13 protein-coding genes are annotated in these 16,218 nt (G+C 46.4%); 1 reads left to right on the top strand and 12 read right to left on the bottom strand.

Annotated features, from left to right (window positions below; genetic code table 11):
- Positions 1 to 694: 694 nt before the first annotated feature.
- The 11 genes from coaBC to trpX form a co-directional block, all read right to left on the bottom strand.
- Positions 695 to 1,915, bottom strand: a complete 1,221-nt coding sequence (gene coaBC, locus WBV27_RS08685; RefSeq protein ID WP_424201236.1) for a bifunctional phosphopantothenoylcysteine decarboxylase/phosphopantothenate--cysteine ligase CoaBC — start codon at positions 1,913 to 1,915, stop codon at positions 695 to 697.
- A 24-nt stretch (positions 1,916 to 1,939) separates the two neighbouring features.
- Entirely contained in the window at positions 1,940 to 3,418 is a 1,479-nt protein-coding gene (locus WBV27_RS08680; protein WP_424201234.1) for a phosphate:AMP phosphotransferase, read from the bottom strand.
- A 101-nt stretch (positions 3,419 to 3,519) separates the two neighbouring features.
- Positions 3,520 to 3,936: an OsmC family protein gene (locus tag WBV27_RS08675; protein WP_424201232.1), complete on the bottom strand. Its 417-nt coding sequence runs from the start codon at positions 3,934 to 3,936 to the stop codon at positions 3,520 to 3,522.
- A 136-nt stretch (positions 3,937 to 4,072) separates the two neighbouring features.
- Positions 4,073 to 4,312, bottom strand: a complete 240-nt coding sequence (gene nrdH, locus WBV27_RS08670; RefSeq protein ID WP_086941426.1) for a glutaredoxin-like protein NrdH — start codon at positions 4,310 to 4,312, stop codon at positions 4,073 to 4,075.
- A gap of 120 nt (positions 4,313 to 4,432) precedes the next feature.
- Positions 4,433 to 5,086, bottom strand: a complete 654-nt coding sequence (locus WBV27_RS08665; RefSeq protein WP_424201230.1) for a YczE/YyaS/YitT family protein — start codon at positions 5,084 to 5,086, stop codon at positions 4,433 to 4,435.
- A gap of 89 nt (positions 5,087 to 5,175) precedes the next feature.
- On the bottom strand, positions 5,176 to 6,453 hold the full coding sequence (locus WBV27_RS08660) for a dihydroorotase (protein WP_424201228.1): 1,278 nt from the start codon (positions 6,451 to 6,453) through the stop codon (positions 5,176 to 5,178).
- A 29-nt stretch (positions 6,454 to 6,482) separates the two neighbouring features.
- Positions 6,483 to 7,424 (bottom strand): aspartate carbamoyltransferase catalytic subunit, encoded by a 942-nt coding sequence (locus WBV27_RS08655; protein ID WP_424201226.1) that lies wholly within the window; start codon positions 7,422 to 7,424, stop codon positions 6,483 to 6,485.
- Between the two features lie 397 nt (positions 7,425 to 7,821).
- Positions 7,822 to 8,676 (bottom strand): LD-carboxypeptidase, encoded by an 855-nt coding sequence (locus WBV27_RS08650; protein WP_424201224.1) that lies wholly within the window; start codon positions 8,674 to 8,676, stop codon positions 7,822 to 7,824.
- A gap of 19 nt (positions 8,677 to 8,695) precedes the next feature.
- Positions 8,696 to 9,490 carry an ABC transporter ATP-binding protein gene (locus WBV27_RS08645; RefSeq protein ID WP_424201222.1) on the bottom strand — a complete coding sequence of 265 codons (795 nt, stop codon included), beginning with the start codon at positions 9,488 to 9,490 and terminating at the stop codon, positions 8,696 to 8,698.
- On the bottom strand, positions 9,483 to 10,379 hold the full coding sequence (locus WBV27_RS08640; protein ID WP_424201220.1) for an ABC transporter permease: 897 nt from the start codon (positions 10,377 to 10,379) through the stop codon (positions 9,483 to 9,485). The genes WBV27_RS08645 and WBV27_RS08640 overlap by 8 nt, the downstream gene beginning before the upstream one ends.
- A 5-nt stretch (positions 10,380 to 10,384) precedes the next feature.
- Positions 10,385 to 11,428 carry a tryptophan ABC transporter substrate-binding protein gene (gene trpX, locus WBV27_RS08635; protein ID WP_424201218.1) on the bottom strand — a complete coding sequence of 348 codons (1,044 nt, stop codon included), beginning with the start codon at positions 11,426 to 11,428 and terminating at the stop codon, positions 10,385 to 10,387.
- Positions 11,429 to 13,178: 1,750 nt separating this feature from the next.
- On the opposite strand from trpX, the gene WBV27_RS08630 reads away from it, so the two are divergent.
- Complete coding sequence (locus WBV27_RS08630) at positions 13,179 to 14,882, top strand: NFACT RNA binding domain-containing protein (protein ID WP_424201216.1); 1,704 nt, start codon at positions 13,179 to 13,181, stop codon at positions 14,880 to 14,882.
- Positions 14,883 to 15,116: 234 nt separating this feature from the next.
- Here the strand turns inward: WBV27_RS08630 and rpoN are convergent.
- A partial coding sequence (gene rpoN, locus WBV27_RS08625) for an RNA polymerase factor sigma-54 (RefSeq protein WP_424201214.1) occupies positions 15,117 to 16,218 on the bottom strand: 1,102 nt, incomplete at its 5' end.

Genomic DNA, 16,218 nt, shown 5'->3' with positions numbered 1-16,218 from the left:
AAGAAAAGCTTTTTGAATATTTCGACTAACAACTATAATTGCTTGATCAGGCTTATCTGTGATTCGGGCGGGATTTAATCCCGTCCGTGCAGCTCAGATAAGCCTATTTTTATTTCAGGACTATACTAGGCCAGTTTATATGAAAAATTTCATTAGTCGCGTCAAATGACCCAAATATCAATGCAAACCTTCCTGTGCCATAAGATTCCTTCAATCGCGGCTCAATAACTTTAATCAGCTGGCCCTTCAACAATAATTATCTGCAGCGACCTGATTATGTCCATCCATGTCAATCTAATCCATAAATAAATGCTTGTAATGGCTGACCGTCCAACTAATTATTTTGTTGGATTGCCAGCATTTATGACTTGATTAACCCTGAAGCAACGAATCCAACGGATGAATATGAAAAATAATGCCTTTGTTGCTAATAATTGTCAGTAGATAACCTGAGCCGAATTTGAACCTACAAAAACCTGAAAAACGGGGGGATTATGACCGTTCAGAATCCTATACAGAAAAATTCTATATTCTAGTTTACATAATATATATTATACAAAGATAAATATAAAAGTTATCAGAAACCGCAATAATCAAATTCTTCCTGCCCACACCATACAAAAATAGCAAAATTGCGAAATATTCACTATTATCGCAAATTTGCTATATTTTGTTATTTATTCGTCATTTTAACTTATTCCGTGCCAACTTCATCATGCATTGATTCGATGGCTGCATACAAGATTTCTTCAGCAATCAAGTCTTTTGATCTCACTGAAATTTGGATCGGTTCTTTGTCAACTTGATAAATGATTACTTCATTTGTATCTTTGTTGAAACCTGCATATTCTTTCGAAACGTCATTCGCTACAATCATGTCCGCGTTTTTGCGTTTCAGCTTGTCCATTGCATAATGTTCGACATCATTTGTTTCAGCCGCAAAACCGATCAAAAATTGGCCCGTTTTTCTTTTTCCGAGCTCAGCCAAGATATCCGTTGTTTTCTCCAAAACCAAATTCATATCCTCGTTTGTTTTCTTGATTTTGACTGTTGCTTGCGTTTTGGGCCTGTAGTCAGATACAGCCGCTGCCATGATGACCATATCGACATTGTGAAATTTATCTAAAACTGCCGTTTCCATCTCTTTGGACGATTGTACGGATATTGGTTCGATCCCAAAAGGAATCGGCAACAGATTCGTAGCGGTGACCAAAGTCACTTCAGCGCCTAAATCACGGGCAGCTTTCGCCAAACTGTAGCCCATTTTACCGGAAGAATCATTGGTGATGAATCTGACCGGGTCTATGCGCTCTTTTGTTCCTCCTGCCGTGATGAGCACTTTTTTGCCTTTCAAAGGCAGTTCTTTGGCATTATTCAAGACGACCAGCTGCGCCGCTTCAACAATTTTATCCGGTTCAGGCATGCGCCCTTTGCCTTCGTATCCTTCAGCCAAAAAGCCCGTGTCAGGTTCCATGATCTCATAGCCGTAACTTTTCAGTGCTTCCATATTCCGGACTGTAGCCGGGTTCTCCAGCATATGCTGATTCATGGCAGGCACGATCAAGCGCGGAGCCGTTGTCGCCAATAGCGCAGTCGACACGAAATCATCGGCAATACCGTTCGCCATTTTAGCGATGATGTTGGCTGTTGCCGGTGCTATGACGGCAAGCTCGGTCCAGTCAGCCAAATGGATATGGCTGACGAACTGCGCGTCTTTTTCATCGAAGGTGTCTGTGTAGACGTCGTGCTTGCTCAATACCTGGAATGTCAACGGAGTGACGAATTCCTGAGCGGAAGCGGTCATCGCCACTTTAACTTCGGCGCCCGCTTTAATGAATTTTCTGACGAGATCGGCTGCTTTATAGACGGCAATGCCGCCCGTTACATAGATGGTTACTTTCTTATTTGTCAACAAATTATACGCCCCGCTTACATTCGACTATTTTTCTTGCTTTTTGCCCTCATAGCTAGCGATGAAGGCTCTTGCCCGGCTGATGAATTCCTTCAACACTTTGATCCGGGCATATTCTTTCTGGTTCCCTTCGACAATGATCCACGGAGCATCTTTCGTGTCCGTTCTGGCGACCATCTCGTTCATCGCTTCTTCGTATTGCCCAAATTTTTCGTGGTTCCGCCAATCTTCATCGGTCAGCTTGTAGTTTTTCTCAGGATCGTTTTCCCGGTCTTTAAAGCGTTGTTTTTGCTCTTCTTTGTCTATCACGATCAAGAATTTGATGATCAACAAGCCATCGTGGACCAAGTTGTGTTCCATTTCGTTGATTTCTTCGTAGGCAGCGGCCCATCGGTGTTCCGGCGTGAAGCCTTCCACCCGTTCCACCAGCACGCGGCCGTACCAACTTCTGTCATAGATGGTCATTTTCCCTTTGACCGGGAAAGTCTGATAGAAGCGCCAAAGATAATTATAGCGGCTCTCGTTTTCCGTAGGTGCCGCAGTGGTGGCGACATCATAACTGCGGGGATCGACCAACCTTGTCAAGCGGCTGATTGCGCCGCCCTTGCCTGCTGCATCCGTCCCTTCGAACACAAGGACACACGGGATCTTTTTCAACCACATTTCGTAGACCAATTCCCCCGCTTCTTCCTGCAGTTTCTCCAGCTGGGCTTCATATTCTTCTTCCGTTATGGCAACTTTCAAATCGATTTTGGCCAATGGCTTTTCCTTCAAAATGGAACGGATCGGAGCCGGCGGTTGTTGTGAAGATTGCTCAAGGTGGCTCTTCAAAGTGCTGCTCGCGATGTTTAGCGCTTCTCGGGAAGCGTCTTTCAGGTCTTCTGAGGAAATCACGTGCCATGGTGACGCTTCGAAATTTGTCATTTCCAATATTTTGTCGAAGTGCTTCAGATATTTATTGTATTTTTTGAGTTGTTTTTCATCGTCTTTCGTTATCAGGAATTCTCTGTATGGATCGTCTTTTAACTTCTCGATTCGTTTTTCCATCGTGTTTTCCGAGTGGTGCAGAAACAGTTTCAGGACGATTGTGTTGTCGGCATCCAGCATCCGCTCCAGAAAACTGATATAGCCAAGGTGATGTTCCAAGCGTTCATCCTTCACCTTCAGATCGTTCATGAGTTCAGAATAGAAACTGCGATCAAAAAAGGCTATCCTGCCTTTTCCGGGCAAATCCCTCGCAAAGCGCCACAAAAAGGGGCGCTCTTCATAGTCGTCCAAAGCATCATCGAAGACGCTTACTTCGAAATAACGCGGGTCCAATTCCTTTGTCAAATCCTTTAGTACATGCCCTTTGCCTGAGGATTCCCAGCCATCGACTATGATCAGCATGGATGAGTCGCTGTTTACTAGTTTTCTTTGCAAAGCGGCCAGTTCAATGCCGAGTTCGGACCTTTTTGTGCCGGATAATGTCGTGTCTTTTTTGTCAAAATCGAAATCTTTTAACATATGCTACGCCACCTTTTCTGCTTTCCACTATTTTAGCATAAAATAGACTGTTGCAAAGTGATACGGATTAGCTGTTAATTGAAGCAGCCGATTTGAAGCTGTTATTCCGCGTATGTGACAACTTCCAAAGTGATGTGATTGTAGTCGCCGATGATTTTTGAAACAGGACAGCGTTTGTGGGCTGATTGCGCAAGTTTCTCGACGTCCGCCAATTCCATGCCTTCAACCGAAATAAAGGCCTTCAAATCGAAATAAAAGCCTTTGCCGTCCTCTTCCCTGCAGAAATCGACATGGACTTCCGCTTTGCTTCTCGCCTCGGCTTTCCTCGCCTTAAGCAGGGCTTCGATGGTCGCATTCAGGCAAGTCGCCCATGATAACCCGAATAATTGTTCCGGATTGAAGCCGGCTAAATCCTTCAGTGGATCAGATGTCTGCAGGGAATCCCCATCCGAAACAGAAACGGTCCCGTTCAATCCTTCGTCATTGATGATTTCCGTATGGTATAACGATTTTGTCATTTTAATTAGTCCCCTTTCTTGCCACAGCAATTGTTGATTGTTTTCTCTATCTTAACATGATTCACCACAATTAGCAGAAAAAAACAGCACCTGATGCCCCTTAAAGGACAATCTGGTGCTGTTTTGGATACTCCTGTTATGCGGTGATCAATTGTTCAAGCAAATCAGGTCTGAAACCGAAAAACGGCTCAACCCCATCAAAGACGACTACAGGTAAAGATTGGAAACCCAACTCTTTGACTTCGGCCAAGGCCGCTTCGGATTCCTGGATGTCCTTGATTTCATAACGGATGCTGTTATCATCCAAAAATTTCTTTGTGAAATTGCACTGCATGCAATTCGGTTTCGTGTATACTGTGACATTTTTGTTAGACATGACGGTTCCCTCCATTGGTTATCCGATAAAAAATTCCTTTTCGAATAAAGCTTATGGATACATCATACAGTATTTTAAATTAAAAAACAAACCATATCTAGTGGTTCACTATGTGGGGAATCAATCCATGTCGATGGAAAGTTCCTGCGCGGCGGCCGAGGCTTTGATTTTCTCATAAACGAAATTCATGCTTGGCGGGAAGAAAAGCATGCTGATTATGGTTCCTTCGCGTACGGTGATGGCTGTGTCGGTTGAAAAAGCAATCAACAAAGCGGCTGCGATCAACAACACATCGACTATTTGGCGCACTTTCCCGAAGTTGAAGCCGAATCGGTTACTGAAGGCCATACAAGCGCCCTCTAAAGGCATATTGATGTAATTCAAAGCCATCATCGATCCGACCCCGATTGAGGCTATGATGCCCCCTAAAATGACCATCGCGATTTTCACCCAGTACTGGTCGATCGTCAAACCGGAAAATACCGTATAAAGCATCAGGTTCATCACTTGGCCAAGGATCAATGTGACAGGAATTTGAAACAATTGTCTGAGTGGAAAATCTTTTTTCATCAAAAGCCATTGTATCGCTACACATATGATATTCAATATGATCGCCAGCGTTCCGATTTTGATGCCGGAAAGTTGGTTGATGCTCATGTTAAGGGCTTCGTAGGCACCCACGCCGACGTTGGCTTTCACTGTGAAGCTCGCCCCGATAGCGGTTATTGTGACCGCAACGATGACCAATAACATGTTCTTTAAATGTTTCGTCATTTTTTCACCTATCCATTCATAATTCTGCCTAGTCATTATAAAGAAATAAGCAACGAATTGCAATTCGCTGCTTACTCCGGGTCTTGCATTTATTTTGTGTAGACGACCTTGCCATCCACTAATGTATAAAGTGTTTCGCCTTTGACTTTCCAGCCGGTGAAAGGTGTATTTGTCGCTTTAGAAAGGAAATCTTCGCTGCGGATTTCGTATTCGTTCTCCAGATCGAAGATGGCGATATCCGCTTGAGAGCCGATATCCAGAGTCCCGGATTCCATGCCGAACAACGCTGCAGGCTTGACGGTCATCCAATCGACCAGTTGTTTTAAGGTGAAGACCCCACCCAAAACGAAGTTGGAATACATCAATTGGAAAGCCGTCTCGATGCCGACGATGCCGAACGGAGCGCCGACCATGCTGCCTTGCTTTTCTTCTTCGCCATGCGGAGCGTGATCGGTTGCGATGCAGTCAATCGTGCCGTCCAGCAAACCTTCGATCAAGGCTGCACGATCTTCAGCGCCGCGCAATGGCGGGTTCATTTTGTAGATGGCAGTGTCCGTTGGGATCGAACCATCTATCAGAATCAAGTGATGCGGAGCGACTTCGGCAGTGACGTGGATCCCTGCACGTTTGGCATCTCGGATGACGCGTACACTTTCTTTTGTGGAAACATGGCAGACATGGTAATGGCAGCCTGTCGCTTCCGCCAAAAGTACGTCGCGGGCGATTTGCGTCGATTCCGTCACGCTCAAGATGCCGGGCAGATTCAATTCTTCGGAACGCGTGCCTTTGTGCATAACGCCTCCGAACAACAGGGAGTCGTCTTCTGTATGTGCAACAAGAGCGACGTTATTCTTTGCAGCTTCCTTCATTGCCAAATACATCGTTCCGGCAGTTTGGACACCGACACCGTCGTTAGTGAAGGCGAAAGCTCCGGCTTCCAATAGTTGCTTCTGATCAGTCAGCACGTCGCTGCGCAAGTTCTCTGTGATAGGCGCGTATTGTTTGACTTTGATGATGGCAGTATCTTTGATCAGCTGTTGGATACCAGCGAATTTATCTGCCGTATCCGGAACTGGATTCAGGTTTGGCATCGCGCAGACAGTAGTGAAGCCTCCGCGAGCGGCTGCCTGTGTTCCTGTTTCGATTGTCTCTTTATAGGTGAAGCCCGGTTCACGCAAGTGCACGTGCACGTCGATCAATCCTGGAGTGACCAGACCGCCCTTGGCATCGATGACTGTTGCATCCTCAGCCGTCCCCTGCAGATCCTGGCCGATTGCGGCAATCTTATCGTCTTTCACATATATCTCTACAGGAATAAGTTCCTCTTTTTGACCCAACATTTTCGCATTTTTTATCCAAACTGACATGTTATCCCTCCACTGGTGAATTGTTATGATTATACGTTCGTTGTTCTTCCGTTTACGATGGCTTCCAATATGGCCATTCTTGCAAAGACGCCATTCTTCATTTGCGTCACAATCCGTGAGCGGCGGCATTCGACTAGGCTGTCCGCCAATTCCACGTCGCGATTGACAGGAGCGGGATGCATGATGATGGCTGATTCCTTCATGAGGGCTTCCCTTGCGACTGTCAGACCGAATTGATCGAGATATTCTGCTTTTGTATAGCGCATCGCTTTCCCGCCATGGCGTTCCGTCTGGACGCGGAGCAGCATCATGACATCAACTTCTCCGATGATATCATCAATGTCCACGTGCGTGCCGTATTGATCAAAAGTAGGATCGTACCATTCTTTAGGTCCCGTGAAATACACAGTAGCTCCTAGTCGTTGCAGCATCTGCATGTTTGTTTTGGCGACACGCGAGTGCGACAAGTCGCCGCAGATGGCCACCTTCACGCCGCTGAAAGTATGGAACTCTTCGTAGATAGTCAACAGGTCCAGCAAGCATTGGCTTGGATGCTGGCCGGCGCCGTCCCCGCCATTCACGATGGACGCGGTAATGCCCGGGCTTTCGATCAACTCTTTGTAGTAGGCTTCTGCGCTGTGGCGGATGACAACCACATCCACGCCGATCGCCGACAAGGTCAGGACTGTGTCATATAGTGTTTCGCCTTTGCTGACGCTGCTTGTAGAAGTGTCAAAATTGATGACTTGCATCCCTAGTTTGTGTTCCGCCATTTCGAAACTTTTGTGTGTGCGTGTGCTGTTCTCGAAAAACAAGTTCGAAGCGTAGGTGCCCGCAGTCAAATTCCTGTCAGGCTGGACGCCGTTTTTGAATTCGGATGCACGCAGGATCAAGGACATGATTTCCAAATTCGTGAGTTCCTCGACACTTACAAAGTTTTTTAATGCGATCTGATTTGTTGTCTGCATCATTTTAAAGCCCTCCAATTAGTTTTTTTGTGAATGGAGGCAAAAAGAACCCGAAGAATTTGTAAGCTCTTCAGGTTCTAGGCCAGCCGCTCCCGGATTTGGATACAGAGCGGCCCTCTAGTGACCTTGCGGGCCTCACAGGACCCCCTTAAAGTCTCACATTCGCTATTAAATTGTGCGATAGGATGAATCTCCAGAAAAAAAGCCCATGGTCAAAGAGACGATGGGCATAAAGTCATGATGAAGGCGCAGTACGCCTGATATGCTCCTTAGTAGTCTCTCTGGACTCTCGTTAAAGGAAATTCATTCTGTTGCTAAAATAATAACGCGCACAGTTACTTTTGTCAATGCTGGCTCTGTGGAAGTTGTGTTTTTAGCAATCAAGCAAGGCTCATGTCCCTCAGCCGATGCGCATCGGCTTTGAGCGATTATCATGTCCGATGAATGCAGTTTCCCATAGCGGGAATCCGTATCGTGAAGCATAGTCCCGGCACACAGCCAGAAAAACAGCCGTTTTTCCGTCCAACTCGATTTGCGTGAATTGCCCGATGAGCATACCGTTGATTTTTTCGAACGCGCCCAACTGTTCCAGTTGCGCCAACCCGCTGCACATCGCTTCGTATCTGCCGCCTGCCGATTCGAGGACCAGCACTTTGCTTTCCAATTCCGGCCAATAAGGGGTCCCTGCCAACTTCAGGAGGCAGCGCAGATTCCCGCCTGCAAAAACTGCTGAAGATTGCTCAGCGGCACTGTTTCCGCCTATTTCGAACGTTTCAGTCCAGTCAGAATCGTTTCGGTTGAACAAGTCACCGAGTGCTTGAGTCTGTAAGCCTTCCTCCTGGCCCACGAGCACTTTTGGATTAAAGAGGATATTCTGGATGCCGGTTTTAGCCTGGATGGCATTCACGATCACGGTATTGTCGCTGTAGCCGAAGTAGGGCTTGGGATTCTTTTTTATGATTTCAAAATCGAGATAAGGCAATATTTCGTTGGCTAAATCCCCACCGGACAAGTCAAATATCGCTTTTACGCTCGCATCGGAATAAAGGGACAATAAAGCCCCTGCACGGGATGCAGGGGCCTCGGTTTGTTGTGTCTCTTTATCCAGGAAAAGAACGTCACTCGTGACGGTCTCAAGGCCAAAATCATGCTTGAGTTTCCGGCTGAGTGACGAAACGATTTCCAGCGAGCGATCATTATTCGTCAATCCGTTCGAACAGCTGATGAAGCCGATCGCATCTCCCGGATGCCACATAAAGATCACTACCTTTCTGTCAGACCAAGATGTCTTGGATGGATAATTCCTGAAGTTCAGCAAATATTTTTTCGGGCGTCAATGTTTTTTTCATTTCAGCGTCATAATCCTTCATGATTTGACCGTGATGCAGCACCAGCATGCGGTTTCCGTACTGGATAGCGTCCTGCAGGTTGTGGGTGATCATGATGCTGGTAAGGTTATTGTCGATGACTTGTTGATTCGTCAATTCGAGAACCAATTTAGCCGTTTTTGGATCCAACGCTGCCGTATGTTCATCCAACAGCAGGATGTCCGGTCTTTTCATCGTTGCCATCAGCAGAGCGATGGCTTGTCTCTGACCACCCGACAACAACCCGATATCAGATCCCATCCTATTTTCCAAGCCTAAGCCCAATTTTTTCAGTTCCTCTTTGAAGAATGCTTTTTCTTCATGCGAAGTCCCGAAGCGCAGCGTCCGTTTTTGGCCTCTGCGGTATGCCAAGGATAAGTTTTCCTGTACCGTCATCCGTGGAGCGGTTCCCATTTTTGGATCCTGGAAGACCCGACTGATGTATGGCGCGCGCTTATCTTCTTTCAGGAATGTAACGTTTTGTCCGTTTACGATGATATCGCCTGTATCAGGCAAAAAGTTTCCGGAAATGGCATTCAACAGGGTTGATTTGCCTGCTCCGTTGCCTCCGACCAAAGTAATGAAATCGCCTTGTCTGACCGTCAGATTGACGTCCTGCAGTGCGTTGACCTGATTGGGTGAACCAGGGTAGAACGTTTTGGAGACATGTGACATCGTCAACATCGCTTCATGATTAGTCATTTCGCTTCACCTTCTTTCGCAATGAGTACATGTAGTAGGTTTCCTTGATTTTCGGCAACGCCAAGAAGAAGGTCAACAATACAGCTGAAATCAACTTGAAGTCATTCGGATTCATGCCGGCTTCCAATACCATCACCATAATCAGACGGTACAGGACCGAACCGAGCATCAGGCAAACCAAACGCATTTTGAAAGAGACATTCGTGAACAATACTTCGCCGATGATGATCGAAGCCAGACCGATGACGATCGTTCCGATACCCATGCTGATGTCGGCGTAGCCATTGTCCTGTGCGATGATGGACCCGGCCAATGCGACGATACCGTTCGAAATCATCAAGCCGACGATTTTCATCGTGTTTGTGGAAATACCCAATGAGCGGGCCATCGCTTCGTTGTCACCTGTTGCGATGACAGCTTGGCCGAATTCCGTTTTGAAAAAGATCACGTAGAGCCCAATGATCAGGACAACTACCGTCATCCCCAAAGCAATCGTGTCGAAATGTCTTGGGAGATTCATGTTTTGGAAAACGGTGAAAATCGTATCTTTTCCCAACAGACTGATGTTTGCTCTCCCCATCACGCGCAGGTTGATGGAATAGAGGCCGGTCATCGTCAGAATTCCTGCCAAAAGGCTGGGAATCTGCAGTTTTGTGATCAAAAAACCAGTGATCAGTCCGGCTGAACTGCCGGCAATGATGGCAAATATAATCGCGATATAAGGATTGGCGCCTAAAGTGATGGCTTGAACAGCGACAGCCGCACCGAGGGGAAACGAACCCTCGGTAGTCATGTCGGCCAAATCCAAAATGCGGAAACTTACAAATAAACCAAGTGCCAGAATACTCCAAAGCAACCCTTGGGAGACGGCGGAAATAATCATGTTCATTCAGTCTACTCTCCTTCTCCTACAAAGATGGCATTTTGTGCGACATCATCGGGAATCGTGATGCCCAATTGGTCGGCTTTCGCTCGATTGATTACCAGTTGAATGCCTGTCGCGTATTGTACGGGATAAGTTGCAGGATCGGCTCCTGCCAGGATATCAGCCGCCACAGCTCCGGTTTGGGTACCCAACGCATATTGATTCAAACCAATCGTCGCCAACCCGCCTTCTTCAACCATCGTGTCCACAGCAGGGAATACCGGGATGTTGTAAGCATCCGCAACCGGGATCAATGTCGCTAGACCGCTTGCGATGGTATTGTCTGTCGGTACGTAGATGGCATCCACTTCAGAAGCAAGGCTTTCGGCTACTTGGGCGATGTCGTTCGTCGAAGTGACTGTTTTTGTGATTGTCTTCAAGCCTAATGAAGCAGCAATTTCTTCAGCCTCTTTAGCGGAGCTGATTGAATTGTCCTCTGCGGATGAGTAAAGGATTCCGATTGTTTTGGCATCAGGAAGCAACTGTTGAATCAAAATAAACTGGTCGCGGGCCGGAGTCTTGTCGCTGACGCCGGTGATGTTGCCGCCCGGTTTTTCCATTGAATCCACAAGATTGGCAGCCACCGGATCCGTGATGGCTCCCAAAATGATCGGAATATCGCTGGATGCATTAGCCAAAGCTTGTGCTGCAGGGGTAGCGATGCCGATCATGATATCCGCATCATTCGAAACGAACCGTTCCGCTATCGATTGCATATTGGACTGATCGCCTTGCGCATTCTGGAAATCGATTGTTGCCGTTTCTCCGTCCACATAGCCTGCTTCTTCCAACTGGTCGATGATGCCTTCCCCGATCTGATCGAGTGCCGGGTGTGTCGTCAATTGCATGATGCCGATGTAAGGCAAATCCGGATTGATGCTGTCGGTGGAACTTGCCGCGGAACCGTCCGAAGAGGTGTCCGAATTATTGGCATCCGAATTGCCGCATGCCATCAATACTGTCGCTGCCATAAGGGTCAAAATGCTTGCGCGTGCTCTGAATAATTTTTTCATTTCTGATTCCTCCAATTTTTCTGCTTCTTATTTTGTAAAAAGGTGATAAAAAAGCCGCCATCTGAACCAAGTATGGCGGCTGAATACAGAAAACGCCACACAGACCGATATTGTCTATGTGGCGGCTTAAATATCTTTAGTAATCCACATAGATACTGTTCAGATGTTTCATCTGAGGCTGTATCTACGGACAATCAATACGTCACAAAGAACAACCTACTCCACGTGGCTTTGCCAATCGAAAAAATTCAATTTGGAAACGCGAGTATATGCAGACATGCTTGATTGCTCCTTTTTGATTGATAATTTAATAGTAACCAATGGGAAAAACAAAGTCAAGAGTAGGATTAGAAAAAGATGAGGTTTTCTCATATTACTTACCGTTTCCATTCCGCAAAACAAAAAGCATGATCAAGGAACTACCCTGTGATCATGCTTTTTCGCTTTGATTATCCCAAAAAACTTCGGGGGAAGTCCACATTGGCTTTCAAAATGATTACACCTATTCTGCGTATACGTGTAATCGAAGGGTGCTGAATAAAGGATGGATATGCATTGAATAATGGCAGTATACGTTTGCTGATTTAGTTTACGAAAAAATGAGCAAAACACCATACCTTGCAATCTTGTTGATTCATCCATTACGTACTCCATCCCCCCAAGGTTATCCTCATCACCATGCCCAGCAATGAGATTTTTTAATAAGCGACAAGCCCCAAGTTCAGTTGTCGCGATGGATTCAGTTTGGATATCGCAATCCTTTTCTTCTGCAACACCGCATGAAGTAAAGTTGATGACTTTCTGTTAGTGGTCATGAAGGAACAGCAGGCCCCCATTATGATGGGCTCCAATCACAGTGGTGCTGACATTCAAAAACACACGACGACAAGTAAGTCGCAACCGCTTCCATGTTTCGATTACTTCCTTAGTATAAGTCAACGTCGTTTTAAAAGCAACATTTTTATGTAAAATTGTTATCTTATTTATTTCCGAGTGCAATGACCCATGTAATCCCCATCCTAAAATAATTTCCAGTCGTGAAAATTGATGGAATGAACTTCCCGAACCGTTCACCAAGGATCCCAGGGCAAAGCACTGAAAATACCTATGTATAAGCATTTAATCATACTATCTTTACACTCTGTTCACTAGGACTTTACATTTTTTGAATGAGATATCCGACACAACTCGCATTGTTGTTTATTAAAAATTGGCAAACTCTGAAAATCAAATATAATATAACTATGTTGATTGTCCGCTTGGGAAACTAACAGTATTTTGTTTTCATCCACCCCTTCCCGAATTTTGAATGTCCAAAAAACGAAAAACTCCCCTTGCCTTTCAGGACATCGGAACGTCTGCATGGTGCTCCGAAAGAAACTCGAAGTATAGTTGTCGCAATTTTTTAGAAACCGCTCATTCGGAACATGTGTTTATTTATAAATCTTCTTTTTTTAGAAAAATAAAAGTAAAAACCCGAATATTTTCGCATATCTCTTCCTCATTCTGATATTATCAAAATTACCAAAACTTATGTTTATGAGAATTTTTATTGTTATGGCTGTACATTGCCTTTTCGCATGCCGTTTTGGATATCTGCCATCCGATGAATGACAATACAGGTACATACCAAGTGCGCCTTCCCTTTTGTTTTGCACCATAATATGACACAAAGAAGAAACACGCCAGACGCCGGAGATGATATGGTATAATGAAAGGCGTATATTGACATGTACTAGGAGGTGTTCTCATGTCTTTTGATGGTGTATTTACACGTGCCATGGTCAAGGAATTGAACCGCGACCTGGAAAACGGCAGGATCAGCAAGGTCTATCAGCCGTTTCAGCACGAAATTATTCTTACCATACGAGCCAATCGGAAAAACAAACGGGTATTGCTGTCAGCTCACCCATCCTACGCTCGGATACAAGTAATCAATGATAACTTATCCAACCCCGATTCCGCGCCCAATTTCTGTATGGTGCTGCGCAAAAATCTGGAGGGTGCCTACATCGAAGACATCAAACAATTGGGCAACGACCGGATCATCATTTTCTCGTTCCGGAATTTCGATGAACTCGGCGACCAGCGCCAGATGGAATTGATCATCGAATTGATGGGTCGCCACAGCAACATCTTCCTGATCGATAAGCAAACCAGGATGATCATCGATTGCCTGAAGCATGTGCCGTTTTACCAAAACAGTTTCCGGCCGCTGCATCCAGGCGTCGCCTATCAGTTGCCGCCCCATCAGGACAAAGCGAACCCTTTTGAGATGGAAAAGGAGGAACTGGCATCTGTCGCAGCCACATTCAGCGATGAATTACCGCTGTTCAAATCCTTGCAGGGAGCTTTTCAGGGCTTGGGCAGCGATTCCGCAATGGAAATCAGCTACTATACGGAGCAGGATGGATTGTCTGCAGCGGATGCGATTCTCGCATTTAAACAACAGCTGGAAACAGCTATCCCTACATTGACCGAGGAATCCGCAAAGAAACAACATTTTACCCCCTTCCCGTTTCGGAGTCTTCCGGGAGAGAAAAGGCATTACGACAGCCTCAGCGAATTGTTGGACGCCTACTATGATGAAAAAGCATCCCGGGACCGCATCAACCAAGTGGCTTCCGAGCTGCTCCATATCGTCAACACGGAACGCAAGAAGAATCAGCTGAAGCTGAAGAAGCTGGACCAGACGCTGTTGGAGACGGAAAAAGCTGATGTCTACCGGATCAAGGGAGAAATCTTGACGGCCTATCTGCATCAAATGAAAAAAGGCGATATGGAAGTGACGCTCAACAACTTCTACGATGATGAGAATCCGATCACGATTGCTTTGAATCCAGCGCTGACCCCTTCCCAGAATGCCCAAAAATACTTTTCCAAATATCAGAAGCTCACCACTGCCGTCGCATACGTGAATGAGCAGGTCGAACATACCCATGCGGAGAACGAATATTTGGAATCCATCGAAACGCTGATCCAACTCTCCGACCCGCAGGACTTGGAGGACATAAAGGACGAGCTGCGCGAATCCGGATATTTGAAGAAAAAGTACAAAGGTAAACAGAAAAAGCACAAAACCAGCAAGCCCCACAAATTCCTGTCATCGGACGGAACGACCATCCTGATCGGAAAGAACAATGTGCAGAACGACCAGCTGACGCTGAAGACGGCAAAAAAATCGGATATTTGGCTGCATACGAAAAACATACCCGGTTCGCATGTCATCATCGAAAGCAATCACCCTTCCGAGAAGACACTCTTTGAAGCGGCGACCTTGGCCGCTTATTATTCCAAGTTCCAGAATTCTTCGAACGTCCCTGTCGACTACGTTGCGGTCAAGAACATCCGCAAACCAAACGGCGCGAAACCCGGCTTCGTCATCTACGAAGGGCAAAAAACCCTTTATGTGACGCCGGATAAGGAACTGGTCCGGACGCTAAAGGCCGATTGAGAGAAGGTTACCGTTGCAACGCAAGATCGATAATACAAAGTCCGCTTCTCCTAAAGCGTGCAAAGAGGCCCGAGAAATATTTCTCGGGCCTCTTCATTACGTCCGTATTGCTTACGCAGACAGGCGGCGGCTGCCGGGCGAACATTTACATTCCTTAGCTGAGAAAAGCGCTTGTGGATGCAGGATTCCCCCTCAGATACCCGTAGTCAGCTTATCACTCACCAATCGCCTTAATTATGTCCTTTTTCTTTTCGAACTGGAGGGTATGCCCAAGCCCATGCGATATTTCGCCACCGTCCTGCGAGAGATGTCGATTCCCTGCGCGGTGAAATGATCGGCAATCATCTGATCGGAAACCGGCTTTGCCTTTTCTTCGCGGCCGACTATTTCCTTTATTTCGGATTCGATGACGATGGATGAGATGGCTACCTGATCCCCGTCATCCTCTTTCATAAAACCGCTGCGGAAGAAAAAGCGCAATTCAAAGATGCCTTTCGGGGTCGCCATATATTTGTCGTTCACGACCCTACTCACCGTTGAAATGCTCAGGTCCGTTATTTTGGCGATGTTTTTCATCGCCATAGGCTTCATCGATGAGGCTTTTTCCAAGAAATAATCTGCCTGCAGCTGCAGGATGGCTTCCGTTATTTTGATGACGTTCTGTGTCCGTTGGAGAACACACTGCTGGATCCAGGAAATTTCTTTCTTTTTTTCTTCCAGATAACGTTTCATATCTTTATCCGCCAACGCCAGCAATTCGCTGTAATAGTCTTCGTTGAACGCGACCGATGGCAGGCCACTTTGATTGAACGAAACGTCAAGTGTGTTGTCCTCGGCTATGGCTACATAGATGTCCGGTTCGACGAAGACCGTCTCCTCGAATGTGGTCTCCCACTGCAGCTTCGTCTTCAGCTTGCTCATGTAGGTTATGATTTCGATCAGTTCGTCATGGTCGATCTCCTCGGCGTCCCTAATCGACTCCAAGCGATAGGCGGACAGCTCCTTGAAATAATTTTCCAGTATGTAGTAGGCCAGCGGAGGCGACTGTTCGTCCCTTTCGGTCTGCAGCATCAAAAACTCCTGCAGGTCGCGGGCACCGACACCGGGGGGATCCAACTGCTGTAGGAGCGTCAAGGCATCCAACACTTCCGTTTTCTCGGCCGCAGTTGCCTCCGCAACCTCTTCTAGCTTGATATCCAAATAGCCGTCATCCGTCACGTATCGGATGAGGAACAGGACCAGCTGCCTGAGCGGCGTGTTTTTCATGTTCAGATAGATCTGTTCATGCAGAAAATCATAGAGCGACTGATTTTTGCTTTCCATGCGTTCATACCAG

It is taken from the genome of Trichococcus sp., assembly GCF_049589555.1.
Taxonomy (GTDB): domain Bacteria; phylum Bacillota; class Bacilli; order Lactobacillales; family Aerococcaceae; genus Trichococcus.
This window is presented reverse-complemented; position numbering and strand designations above follow the sequence as displayed.

What these genes read in the sequence shown, in the direction of transcription:
- WBV27_RS08680 (WP_424201234.1), bottom strand. Translation starts at nt 3,418, where the DNA reads ATGTTAAAAGATTTCGATTTTGACAAAAAAGACACGACATTATCCGGC.
- WBV27_RS08675 (WP_424201232.1), bottom strand. Translation starts at nt 3,936, where the DNA reads ATGACAAAATCGTTATACCATACGGAAATCATCAATGACGAAGGATTG.
- nrdH (WP_086941426.1), bottom strand. Translation starts at nt 4,312, where the DNA reads ATGTCTAACAAAAATGTCACAGTATACACGAAACCGAATTGCATGCAG.
- WBV27_RS08665 (WP_424201230.1), bottom strand. Translation starts at nt 5,086, where the DNA reads ATGACGAAACATTTAAAGAACATGTTATTGGTCATCGTTGCGGTCACA.
- WBV27_RS08660 (WP_424201228.1), bottom strand. Translation starts at nt 6,453, where the DNA reads ATGTCAGTTTGGATAAAAAATGCGAAAATGTTGGGTCAAAAAGAGGAA.
- WBV27_RS08655 (WP_424201226.1), bottom strand. Translation starts at nt 7,424, where the DNA reads ATGATGCAGACAACAAATCAGATCGCATTAAAAAACTTTGTAAGTGTC.
- WBV27_RS08650 (WP_424201224.1), bottom strand. Translation starts at nt 8,676, where the DNA reads ATGTGGCATCCGGGAGATGCGATCGGCTTCATCAGCTGTTCGAACGGA.
- WBV27_RS08645 (WP_424201222.1), bottom strand. Translation starts at nt 9,490, where the DNA reads ATGACTAATCATGAAGCGATGTTGACGATGTCACATGTCTCCAAAACG.
- WBV27_RS08640 (WP_424201220.1), bottom strand. Translation starts at nt 10,379, where the DNA reads ATGAACATGATTATTTCCGCCGTCTCCCAAGGGTTGCTTTGGAGTATT.
- trpX (WP_424201218.1), bottom strand. Translation starts at nt 11,428, where the DNA reads ATGAAAAAATTATTCAGAGCACGCGCAAGCATTTTGACCCTTATGGCA.
- WBV27_RS08630 (WP_424201216.1), top strand. Translation starts at nt 13,179, where the DNA reads ATGTCTTTTGATGGTGTATTTACACGTGCCATGGTCAAGGAATTGAAC.